The organism is Clostridioides sp. GD02367 (assembly GCF_045900275.1).
Taxonomy (GTDB): domain Bacteria; phylum Bacillota; class Clostridia; order Peptostreptococcales; family Peptostreptococcaceae; genus Clostridioides; species Clostridioides difficile_A.
In genome coordinates, this window is sequence record NZ_JBJODK010000018.1 from 18,615 (window position 1) to 31,308 (window position 12,694).

Annotated in this window: 10 protein-coding genes; 7 read left to right on the forward strand and 3 right to left on the reverse strand. The window is 26.7% G+C overall.

Translation table 11 applies throughout. The annotated features are described in order from the left end of the window. Positions 1–369: 369 nt before the first annotated feature. Positions 370–3,411: a diguanylate cyclase domain-containing protein gene (locus Q3223_RS18090; RefSeq protein ID WP_054270595.1), complete on the forward strand. Its 3,042-nt coding sequence runs from the start codon at positions 370–372 to the stop codon at positions 3,409–3,411. A gap of 198 nt (positions 3,412–3,609) precedes the next feature. Continuing rightward, a complete protein-coding gene (locus Q3223_RS18095; protein ID WP_074179645.1) occupies positions 3,610–5,427 on the forward strand; it encodes a bifunctional diguanylate cyclase/phosphodiesterase in 1,818 nt (605 codons plus the stop codon). A gap of 85 nt (positions 5,428–5,512) precedes the next feature. On the opposite strand, the gene Q3223_RS18100 is transcribed toward Q3223_RS18095, so the two are convergent. Then, positions 5,513–6,094, reverse strand: coding sequence for a hypothetical protein (locus Q3223_RS18100; RefSeq protein ID WP_219673371.1), 582 nt, complete (start codon positions 6,092–6,094; stop codon positions 5,513–5,515). Between the two features lie 130 nt (positions 6,095–6,224). Next, positions 6,225–6,950: a hypothetical protein gene (locus Q3223_RS18105; RefSeq protein ID WP_231300701.1), complete on the reverse strand. Its 726-nt coding sequence runs from the start codon at positions 6,948–6,950 to the stop codon at positions 6,225–6,227. A gap of 176 nt (positions 6,951–7,126) precedes the next feature. On the opposite strand from Q3223_RS18105, the gene Q3223_RS18110 reads away from it, so the two are divergent. From Q3223_RS18110 to ispG, 4 genes are all read left to right on the forward strand, one after another. Then, complete coding sequence (locus Q3223_RS18110; protein WP_021384994.1) at positions 7,127–7,330, forward strand: helix-turn-helix transcriptional regulator; 204 nt, start codon at positions 7,127–7,129, stop codon at positions 7,328–7,330. A gap of 164 nt (positions 7,331–7,494) precedes the next feature. Continuing rightward, complete coding sequence (locus Q3223_RS18115; protein WP_054270592.1) at positions 7,495–8,649, forward strand: 1-deoxy-D-xylulose-5-phosphate reductoisomerase; 1,155 nt, start codon at positions 7,495–7,497, stop codon at positions 8,647–8,649. A gap of 12 nt (positions 8,650–8,661) precedes the next feature. Further along, complete coding sequence (rseP, locus tag Q3223_RS18120; protein WP_074179647.1) at positions 8,662–9,666, forward strand: RIP metalloprotease RseP; 1,005 nt, start codon at positions 8,662–8,664, stop codon at positions 9,664–9,666. A gap of 186 nt (positions 9,667–9,852) precedes the next feature. Then, complete coding sequence (gene ispG, locus Q3223_RS18125; protein ID WP_407812338.1) at positions 9,853–10,908, forward strand: flavodoxin-dependent (E)-4-hydroxy-3-methylbut-2-enyl-diphosphate synthase; 1,056 nt, start codon at positions 9,853–9,855, stop codon at positions 10,906–10,908. 196 nt (positions 10,909–11,104) lie between these two features. Here ispG and Q3223_RS18130 read toward each other — a convergent pair whose 3' ends face one another. After that, positions 11,105–12,229 (reverse strand): DUF3810 domain-containing protein, encoded by a 1,125-nt coding sequence (locus tag Q3223_RS18130; RefSeq protein WP_054270589.1) that lies wholly within the window; start codon positions 12,227–12,229, stop codon positions 11,105–11,107. A gap of 195 nt (positions 12,230–12,424) precedes the next feature. Here Q3223_RS18130 and Q3223_RS18135 point away from each other — a divergent pair, with 195 nt between their 5' ends. Next, positions 12,425–12,649: a hypothetical protein gene (locus tag Q3223_RS18135; protein ID WP_054270588.1), complete on the forward strand. Its 225-nt coding sequence runs from the start codon at positions 12,425–12,427 to the stop codon at positions 12,647–12,649. Positions 12,650–12,694 lie beyond the last annotated feature (45 nt).

The following is a 12,694-nucleotide window of genomic DNA, read 5'->3' on the forward strand; positions in this document are numbered from 1 at the left end:
TTTATTTTTAAACATAATTAATAATAGATAAGTAGATTGTTGCTTTTATTGTACAAGTATATGTATAATTTAAGTAATATCTCAAAAAAAAGGAATATATTTCCATAATGTGATAAAATAAATTCAAAGAGTTAAATTCTAGGTAAATGGTACTTTAATTGTTTATTAAAATAAATTAGATATTCCATCTTCAATGTCATTTACTTGATGATTAAATTTAAAGTAGACTAATATTTAAAATAGCTTTTGAATTAGGTAATGATTTATTATACACATAAAAACTTTCAGAGATATAAAATGTTAGTAAAATAAAAAAATAATAGATAAATGTTTATTTCAAAAAGTTTGAAATTTGAGGGGGATGGATTAATGGAGACATTAACTAATAATATTATAGATAAATTAACGAATTTAAATGGGAATTATAATTTTAGGATGATGCTTTCAAGCTTAGAAAATCAGAAGAATCCATATGGAATTATGTTTATTGGAATAGATGATTTTGAGCAAATTAATAATTTATATTCTTACTCATTTGGAGATAAGGTTTTAAAAAAATTTTCTAGAGCTATTTTACCCTTTTTACCTGAAGATGTAAGTTTATATAGATTGGATGGAAATGGCTTTGGAGTTTTGTATCCAGATGGAGATTGTTATGAATTAATAAAACTATTTAATAGGTTTCAGGATGTAGCACAATGTATAAAACAGATTAATGGACATGCTATTTCATTTACTATATCAGGAAGTATTTGTTTTTATCCTAAGGATGGTATAGATTGTGATTCATTGTACCAAAATGCACGTGTTACTTTTGAGAGGGCAAAGAAACAAGGAAAAAAGACTCTCCTTGTCTACTCAAAGGATAAGTTAACTTTTTCTCAGTATTCTATAAAATTGATAGAGTATCTAAGAGAAAGTGTGTTAAATGATTTTAAAGGATTTTATTTAAATTATCAACCACTCATTTTTGCTGATAATAAGAAACTATATGGATGTGAAGTATTACTTCGTTGGAAGAATCCTAATTTTGAAATGAAACTTGGCCCAACTGAGTTTATACCTTTTTTAGAATCTTCTGGACTTATGGATAAAGTTAGTCAATGGATAATTAGAACTGCTTTAAAACAACTGAATATATGGATAAAATATATGCCAAATTTCAAGATGAACATAAATGTATCATATCAACAACTTGAAAACCCTAGCTTCAAGTTCTTTATTTTAGATACTATAAGAAAAGAAGGTGTGCCACCATCTCTAATAACATTGGAATTGACAGAAGATAATACTATAAAAAAAATAGAAGAAATAAGACGTTCTTTCGATTTTCTTCGAAGTCAAGGCATTAAGATTACCTTTGATAGTTTTGGAGCGAAACATTCATCCTTAGAAATTTTTCGTGAATTAAGTGCAGATTCTTTAAAAATTAATCATACTCTTTTAAATCGTATTACATATGATGTAACAGACCAAAAAATTGTTTCACAAATTATTAACTTGTGTCACAGTATGAATATGACAGTCTATGTTGAAGGAATTGAAGATAAGGAAACTTTAAAAATTATTGAACAGATGAGACCAGAAATACTGCAAGGGTTTTATTATAAAGAGCCTATAAATGCAGATAAGTTTCATGAATATTATTTTGAAAAATATGTTGATTCATTTAACTATCAGGAAGATATTATATCAAAAGACGTTTCTTTAGAAAAGGAAAAGAGCATGGTATATTCTGCACTCACTCCAACGCATTCAATGAATATAAAAGAACTGATAGATAATGCATATGCAGGTATATTTCAAGTTGGAATGGACCATGAATTTACTTTTCTTACATGTAATGAAGGGTATCGTAGAATGCTTGGTTATACAATTAAAGAGATGGAAGAAAAATTTAAGAATCAAGCATTAGGATTTGTTCATCAAGATGATATAGAATATGTAAATTATGAAATTAGGAGACAACTTGGAATTAGTGATATAGTAACTATTGAATTTAGAGTAGTAAAATCTGATGGAACACCTATATGGATACTCGGAACAGGTAATGTCGTAAGAGGAAAAGAAGGATTTAAGAGCTTAATTGTAGTTATTGTAGAAAATGATAGACTTAAGAAGAGGTCTTTAGAGATGGAAGAATCATATTGGAAATACAGGAAAGTACTGGATAATATTCCTGCTTGTGTAAAATGTATTCGTTTTGATGAAGATTTCACTTTAGATTACATTTCTCCTAGTTTTATATCATTAATAGGTTATACAGAAAAAGAAATAAAAAACAAGTTTGATGGAAAGTATATTGATTTAATCTTTGAAAAAGATAGAAAAAATGTAATAAGTGATATAATAAGCCAAATTAATTCTAAAGATATAATTACACTCAACTATCGCATCAGGTGCAAAGACAATCGTTTAATTTCTTTAGAAACAATTTCTAGGTTATGTGAAAATGATAAGGATGGGAAACAGTATTTTTATTCAAGTATAGTAGACGTAACAGATGAAACTTATGAAGAAAAAGATAGAACATCTAATAATTTAGCTAATCGATACCAAAAAGCATTAAAGCAATGGGGTGACATTTTATTTGAATATAATTTTAAGGATGATACAATAATATTTTCTGATAATTATTACAATATTTTTCAAGTAGAACCAAAATCAACAATTACTGAACAGTTATTAAATATTTATGAAGATGATTGTAAGACCTTACTGGATGCTTTAGAAGAGGCACAGAGAGGTAACAAGCCAGAAACAATAGAAATACGTATACTCTCTAAAAATAATGTGCATTTATGGTGTTCTATAGAGTTTAATGAACCAGATAAGATTGGAGATACTGCTATATCCATACTAGGAAAAATAAGAAATATAGATGAAGAAAAGAAAGAGTATAATAAATTAATTGAACAATCTCAAAATGATTTAATGACAGGATTGCTAAATAAGAGCACTACTGAGGAAAAGATTAGAAACATATTGCTATCGAGTGATAGAAGTAGAAGTTATGCTCTGTTTATGATTGATGTAGATAATTTTAAATATGTCAATGATACTATGGGACATGTATTTGGAGATAAAATATTAGTTGACTTAGCTGAATGTTTAAAAAGAAATTTTAGAAAAGCAGATATAGTTGGTCGTGTAGGAGGTGATGAGTTTATAGCTTTTATGGAGTACAGTGGAGAAAAAGAAAGTATACAAAATAAAGGTCTTGATATATTAAAAATACTAGATAGTACATTTAAGTATGATGATTTATATTTTGAAATAAGTGTAAGTATAGGTATTTCTGTATATCCAGAAGATGGAGAACAATTTTATGAGTTATATCATCATGCAGATAGTGCTCTATATAGAGCAAAAGAAGAAGGAAAAAACACATATTGTATGTTTTCTATCTAAAAAAATCTATATTATCAGAGATTGGTCTATCTTAGATATATAGAAGATAGAGCTATTTGAGGTAAATACATACTACTGCAAAGTGTTGATTATGCAAAATTCTATGAAACAGGAACCCTGTGACTTTAGTTATGGGAGATTCAGAAGTGATTAGTCATTTGCAAATTATATAGATATATTATAATTGAGGTAACAATAATGAAGAAAAAATATGATTTTTTAATTTATGCTACTATTTGGTTAGTTGCTATTATAATTTTTATATTTTCCCTATACAATAGTATAGAACATATTAAAATTATAAATTATACTAGTACCATTGGCAGTGAAACTCAAAAAGTTGTTAAACAAGAGTTGAATAATAAAAGAAATGATAACTTGATAAAACAACTAGATAGCATTTTAATAGAGCTAAGAACAGGTAAAGGGGAAAATGGATTACAAAGGTGTGATAATAAAGAATTTCAAGAAAAATTAATTCAAATGGATTCTATGTGGAAATCTATGAAAAAAGAAATTATAAAAGTTAGAAATGGTGGTTCAGGTGATGAATTATACAGATTGAGCGAAACATATTCTTCACTATCTAGAGATGTTATTTTTATATCTGAAAAACATTCTGACATAAAATTGCATACCTTTGCTACTGCATTACTTATCTATCTTATAGTCTCAACAATAAGCCTATTGATTTGGGAATGTTATAATAAAAGAAAATTTGATAAAATATTTTATACAGACAATTTGACAAAAATAAAAAATCAAGTTGCATTTGAAAACAGAGCTATTGAAATTTTACATCATGCACATAAGGGAGAATATGTGTTATTAAATATTGATATTGACAATTTTAAATATATTAATGATACACATGGATATGAATATGGTGATAAAGTTTTAATAATAGTTGCAACCGCACTTTCCAAGACATTTAATACTAAAGAAATTTGTGCAAGAGTTGGTTCAGATAATTTTGTGATACTTGCAAAATATAGAGAGACTCTATTAGATGAAATTAGTAAAATTCTGACTGATTCCATAATATCTGAATTAAATATGAATGTAACTCAAACTATATCTTATTGTATAGGTGCATATTTAGTTGAAGATGAGAAATTAGATTATAAATCTATTAACTCTATAATGGATAAGGCAAATATTGCACATAAGGTAAGTAAAAAGAGAGGGATTTCATCTACTGTATGGTATAATGAAAATCTGTTAAAGCAACTACAAATGGAAAATAGTATTTATAATTATATGCACAAGGCACTAGAAAATGAGGAATTTCATATGTATTTGCAACCAAAATTTCAGATATCTTCTTTAAACGTTGTGAGTGCAGAAGCTCTTGTACGATGGTTTTCTCCAGAACTTGGATTTTTGTCACCAGATCAATTTATTCCATTATTTGAGAAAAGTGGATTTATTATTGAATTAGATTTTTATATGTTAAAGAAAGCATGTTCATTTATAAAAAAGACATTTATGAAAAAAAATCAATACACTTATCCTATAGCAGTTAATTTTTCAAGAGTTACTATTTATCAAAATGACTTCTACCAAAGATTTTTGGATATTGTTAGAGAATATGAAATTCCTTTTAAATATATAGAAATAGAGGTAACTGAAAGTGCTTTTAATAAAATATCTGAGCCAGTTATTTCGATTTTAGATAATCTTAAAAAGTTAGGATTTTTAATTTCTATGGATGATTTTGGTTCAGGATATTCTTCTCTAAGTCTTTTATGCTCTTTATCGATTAACGGGTTAAAGTTAGATAAAAGTCTACTTAAAGAAACTTTTAATAGAGAAAAAGTGTATAGTATTATTCAGTGTATTATCGAAATGTCACATCGTATAGATATGTCTGTTGTATGTGAAGGTATTGAAACTAAAAAGGACCTAGATTTTTTAAAGACGATTAAATGTGATGTGGGACAGGGTTTCTATTTTTCTAAACCGATAGAAGAAAAAGAATTTTTTAATAAATATGTAACTGGAAAAATAGTATAATGTTTTTTTATTGATTTATGGATTGAGCTATTTAATGAAATATGAAATAGCTCAATCCATAGTTATGTACATCAAAAAATATAAATCATTTAAACTGTTTTTTATATTTATATAAAAATTCTTCTATATTTTTTGATTGTTCCCATATTTCAACTGCCTCTACATCTAGTAAATAAAGTATAGAATCATTTACAAGTTCAATATATTCCCCATCTTCTGAGCCAAGTGCATGCCTTTCAATTTTTAATCCTTTTTCCTCATAATATATTTTTGTTTCTCTATATAATGATTCTCGTTTTTGTATATAGTCTTTTACTTCATTGTTTAGAAAATTATATGAATCTACCAATGTTTCACCATTTATAAAGGTTTTTTCATTAGCAATTTTTTCATCCCAACAATGGATTTCGTTCCAGCTAAAAAATATCTCACCATCATTTGGTATGAATGAAAATCTAGTAATAATATATAAATAATTGTTGAAATTTACTTCATAATATTCAGGGATATCTTTAAATTCAATATAGTAATTTATATAATTAAAATTACTACTGTCTCTTTTTACAAATGGTATTTTTTCAATAAATTTATATATCGATTGTTCATTTTTAAAAATTCCTATATCGTAGCTTCTTTCAAATTGATTAATTTTTAATAAATATGGCATATTTTCTCCTTTTTTCTAAAATATAAATTTTAAAATTTTTTAATTAAATATTTGTATATGATTTATATAATATTATAATAATGAGTTTTAAATCAATACAATAGTATGTATTTTTTGGATAGCTATTTTTCTAGTTTTGTAATGCCCAGTATTCATAACCAAATATACTTTTTCTTTTACAAAGTTTAACTAATTTATTTCTATTTATTGACTTGTACATTTTATTGGAAACTTTCATTCTTTTTATTTTATTATCTGCCTCTATTTTAAAATAATGTTCCTTTCCAGAACGAGAAGAAATACTTACTTTATCAATCACTTTTACAAATTCAATTTCAGGTTTATCCAATGTGGCAACATAATTTAAAGCTGGTGTTGTAGAAAAACTAAGAATGAACGTAGAAAAGAGAACTAATAAGATGATAAATTTTGTCTCTCTTATTTTTTTTGAAATTAACATTAAAATATATGGTATAAATAATATTATCATATAAATGAAAACAAAAGTGAATCTCTCTTTTGTGGATGTATATAATAAATTTGTAGATAGAAGAAGAATCATTATTGACAATACACATGCAGTGAAAGGAAATGGTATATAATATTTTTTTAAGTCACTTTTTTTAGGCATTTCCATTGGCATTTTAGGATATAGTAATAAATACATTATCCAACAAAATAATGAGATAAATATGTATATAGAGAACTTAAGCTTAGTGGGAAGAAAAAAAGCAACAATAGCAAGTGTTGTTAGAAAGTAACGAATAATGCGAACAACATTTCTTTCTTTTTCTATGACAGTTAAATCCCAATGATTTTTTATAAATTCGTGTTTTCTTTTATGAGCCTGATTCATTTAATCATCTCCTGTTAGTAGTATAGTTTTAAATCTATTACTTTGATTTATTTTAACATATTTATTTCTACTAAACTATAATTCATATCTATTTATAAAAGAATTATTTATCTAAATAGGTGAAAATTTTCCAAAATAGATAAAATGTGATAGAATATATTTTGCGAGGTGATAATATGATTTCATACGCTCCATTATGGAAATTATTAATTGACAGAAAAATAAAGAAAATGGAATTTGTAAATATATCAGGTATAAGTATTTCTGTTTTAGGGAGACTAGGAAATGATAAATCTGTTTCTATGGATACAATGGAGAAGATATGTCTGGCACTAGACTGTAAAATAGAGGATGTTGTTGAAATAAAAAGAGACATTTAATAATACTAAAATATTTTATAATACTTTATAAAATACAGAAACAATGGATTGATTTTGGTTTGTAGAATATACTACATGAAATTTCTATGAAGAGTAAAAATAATTGTTTTAGTAGTGTTATAATGTTTTGATAGGGTATATTTATTATTAGAAAGGATTATTATATGAAAAGGATATCAATTTTAGGCTCTACAGGCTCTATAGGTAAACAAACTTTAGATGTAGTCAGAGAAAATAGAGACAAGTTTGAGATAGTTGCAATATCAGCTAATAGTAATATTGAGTTATTACTAGAACAAATAGTAGAATTTAAACCTAAATACGTAACAGTTTTTGAGGAAGATAAAGCATTAAAATTAAAAGAAATGTTGTCAAAAGATATAAAAATAGAAGTTTTAGCAGGGATGGAAGGACTAAAAATAATATCATCACTTGATGAAGTTGATGTACTTCTAACTGCTGTTGTAGGAATGATAGGCTTGGTTCCAACTCTTTGTGCTATAAAGAAGGGAATAGACATAGCATTAGCGAATAAAGAAACGTTAGTAACTGCTGGCGAACTTGTAATGAGAGAGGCAGAAAAATATAATGTAAATATTCTTCCTGTTGATAGTGAACATAGTGCTATATTTCAATGTTTAAATGGAGAAAATAAAAAAAACATAGAAAAGATAATACTTACAGCATCTGGAGGTCCATTTAGAGGAAAGAAAAAAGATGAACTTGTAAATATAACTAAAAATGAAGCTCTTAAGCATCCAAACTGGAGTATGGGTAGAAAGATAAGTATTGATTCTTCAACACTTATGAATAAAGGTCTTGAAGTTATAGAAGCTAAATGGCTATTTGGGGTAGAACAAGAAAATATAGATGTAGTAGTTCATCCACAAAGTATAATCCATTCAATGGTACAATATACAGATAGCTCAATAATAGCACAATTAGGATGTCCAGATATGAGACTACCAATACAATATGCTCTTACATATCCAGATAGAATGGAAAGTAGCTTTGAAAGAATGAATTTTTCAAAATTTAGCACTTTAACTTTTGAAGAGCCAGATTTAGAGACTTTTCCATGTTTAAAATTGGCTTATGAATGTTTAAAAATGGGAGGAACTTATTCTTCTGTTCTAAATTCAGCAAATGAAGTTTTGGTAAGTGAATTTTTAGAGGATAAAATTGGTTTCTATGACATACCATATTACATAGAGAAGACTTTAGAAGTTCATAGTAGCATAAGTAAACCAACATTGGAGGAAATATTAGAAACAGATAGATGGAGTAGAGCTTATGTTGCAAATCTGATAAAAAAATAGGAAGGTGAATTTATGACTATAATAGCTGCATTAATACTATTTAGTATAATTGTATTAATACATGAGTTAGGACATTTTATATTTGCAAAAAGAAGTGGTATCAAAGTAAATGAGTTTTCTATAGGTATGGGACCTAAGATATATAGTGTAAAAAAAGATACAGAGTATTCTATAAGAGCACTTCCAATTGGTGGATATGTGAGTATGGAAGGTGAAGATGAAGAACAAGTAAGTCCAAATTCTTTTGGAAATAAATCTATATTACAAAGATTTAGTACTATTGTAGCAGGACCAATATTTAATATAATATTAGCAGCAATACTTTTGGTACCAGTATTTTTATATATAGGTTCTCCAACAACTAAATTAGGGAAGATAATGCCAGATACTCCTGCACAGGCTGTAGGGCTTCAAGTAGGAGATAAAATAAACAAAATTAATGGTAATTCTGTTAAGTCTTGGGATGAAGTTGCAAATATAATAAATACTTCTTCTGGTGGAGAATTGAAGCTTAGTATAACTAGAGATGGAAGTGATAAGGTTATAAATGTAACACCTAAAAACAATAATGGAAAGTATGAAATAGGGATTCAACCACAAAGAGAGAAGGATTTTTTTGGTTCAATTGTAAATGCATGTAAAACTACTGTGGATATGACGAAGCAAATGTTGACATTCTTAGGTCAAATGGTTACAGGACGTGTCCCAGGAGGAATTGGTAATGCTGTTGCAGGTCCAGTAGGTGTTATTGGTATGGTATCAGATGCAGCTCGTACAGGTATTATAAATGTAGTGTATTTAGCTGCTATAATAAGTTTAAATCTAGGTATAGTAAATCTATTACCAATACCAGCCCTTGATGGATGGAGAATACTTATGTTATTACTAGAAGCAGTTAGAGGTGGTAAAAAACTTGACCCAAATAAAGAAGGTATGATAAATGTGGTTGGTTTTGGAGCTTTGATGTTATTTATGCTTTTTATCACATATAAAGATATATTAAGGTTATTTCAATAATTTAGTTTTTTATAGATATTAAGAAAAGGGCTATGTAGTTTTAAATGAGAATAAATAAATTTCAATATACGATATTTATTCTTATTTCTTTAACTATATAGCTTTTTAATTTATAATATATATGTAGATTAGAGTATTTTTAATAGTTAAATAGAATTAATATAAAATAATATATAGAGGTGGAATATGAGTTACGAGAGAAGAAAGACTAGAGAAGTAAGTGTAGGAAATATAAAAATAGGAGGAGAAAACCCTATAAGTATTCAATCTATGACAAACACTGATACAAGAGATGCAGATGCTACAATAGATCAAATAAAGAGACTAGAGGAAGCTGGTTGTGATATAGTTAGAGTAGCAGTTCCTGATATTAAAGCAGCTAAAAATATAGGTAAGATAAAGTCTAGTGTAAATATACCTATTATTGCTGATATACATTTTGATTATAAATTAGCTCTTGAAGCTATAGAACAAGGTGTGGATGGAATTAGAATAAATCCTGGTAACATTGGTAATATAGAAAGAGTTCAGGCTATAGTTGAGAAATGTAAGGAAAAAAATCTGAAAATTAGAATTGGAGTTAATGGAGGTTCTTTAGAAAAAGAACTTTTAAAAAAGTATGGTTCTGCAACAGCAGAAGCATTAGTTGAAAGTGCAATGGGGCATATTAAGATTCTTGAAGATTTAGATTTTCATAATATAGTTATATCTCTAAAATCATCTGATATTTATAAAACTGTCGATGCATATGAATTAATATCAAAAAAAGTTGATTATCCTCTTCATGTTGGAATTACAGAATCTGGAAGTATCCATAAAGGAACAATAAAATCTTCTATAGGTGTAGGAGCACTACTTCTTAAAGGAATTGGAGATACTGTTAGAATATCTTTGACAGGAGACCCAGTTGAAGAGGTTGTTGTTGGTAAACAAATCTTAAGAAGTCTAGGACTTTTGAATGATAAGATTAAGGTTATATCATGTCCTACATGTGGTAGATGTAATATAGATTTAATTAGTGTTGTAAATGAGGTTGAGGAAAAGATTGGAAATATGGAAAAAGATATTACTGTTGCAATTATGGGATGTGCTGTAAATGGACCTGGTGAAGCTAGAGAAGCGGATATAGGTATTGCTGGAGGTAAAGGTGAAGGTCTTTTATTTAAAAAGGGAGAAATAGTAAGAATGATTGATGGTAATAAGTTAGTTGATGAGTTACTAGAAGAGATTGATAAGTTATAGTATAAAATAAATCGATTTTAATTGGCTAGATTTTTAAATACTTTTAGACTAGATTTTATCTAGAGTATTTTAATCATCTAGCCACTTTTACTTTGAGAAACTTTAATAGATATAAAGAAATATATATTCTGATTTAAATGAAAAACAGCTAATCCAACAGCTGTTATCTTGTTAAGAGCGTTTTTAATTGTCTTGTTTAATTGTATGAATATAATTCATAATAAGTTAGCAATAAATCGACCATTTTACCATAGCTCTGAGTACCTTCAGCAACACCATTAGCTTTTAAATAAGAATTGTTGAACTCATTAGAAATTTCATCAATTTTACCTTCATATTTTTGCCAAAACTCACTTTCATTTTTTAAATCTCTAAGGACTGAGTCTGAAATACCTTTAGATATGTCAACATAGGCATTATAATCAATCCTACTTAAGGCAGAAGCAGTATAATTTAAAGCTAAAATATAACCAGAATAGTTAAAATCAATATTAGGATGTTTTATACATGTAAGATATGCTATAAAATTAGCCTCATCTTCACTAGCAAATCCTCTTTGATGTGCCATTTCATGTTCGACTGTACAAGGAATATACAAGTCAGGTATTGCTACATTTACATTTGCCTCACCTGTAAATGGAAAATATATACCTGTTATTCCTGTATAGCACATAATATTCGATGAAATAACATACTTAGCTTTAGAATAACTTCCACTAACGCTAGGTAATATATCTAGAACATTATCATATCCTAGTTGAGCTCTATTTATCACACCTTTATAATCTGTATTAGATTTTATAACTCCATTCTTATCTTGTAATGTGAGTTTTCTAGTTTCATTTGACTTAGTTACAAGAAATTTATATAATTTAGTAAGTTCTTTAGCACTATGTTGCTTTGGTTGAATAGAGCTCTTATTTTCTAAATTATATTGATTTATAAGGGTAGTTTCAAGTGGAATCCTATTATAGTTTATCCCCCAAAGCACTATAAAAAGAAAGTATACTATTGATACAATAGATAATATATTTAAAATAGCATTCTTTAAAAATATTTTAAAATTTTTTTTCTTATTGAAAATCGTAAATATAGTAGAGCATAAAAATAAAATGATAGATATAACAATTATGTACATTGTTATTTCATATAGAGAAAATGGGAAAATTCCTGAAATCTTACTCAATATTTGTACAATTGTTTTATCTATTGCTTGAGAGTAATATTTTTCAACAATGTGTGGAATTTTACTTGCTATAAAATTTAAAAGTAAAGCAATAGGAAAAAGAATTAAAGAAAAATATTTTGCTTTTTTGTTCATATTTCACCTCACAGACTCTAGTTTATATAAACATATTATATATCAATTGGAGATATGTTGTAAAATAAGTATATATATGTATTTATAACTTTATACTAAATTAATGATAAGTTATAATATATTAATATGAATAAACAATATGTATACAACTAATAATAATAAAAAATATTAACTATATAAGGAGTAGATAAAAATATGGTAATAAAACTTACTAAAGATAACTTCAATTTTAGATTCAAGCAATATGAAGGCATGTTTTTTCATGCAGAATTAATTGAAGGAAAAGAGTCAATTAGATATAAAATAACTAAAGATAAAGAAGGTGTAGAGTTAAAAGAATTTGGAAGTACACATATAAAAGATAATATGATATATGTGCCTCAAATAGAAGCATACATAGATTTAAATAGTATAAAATAAGGATTATAAAATTTAAATAAAATTTTTTTAGTAGGGGGAATTTAA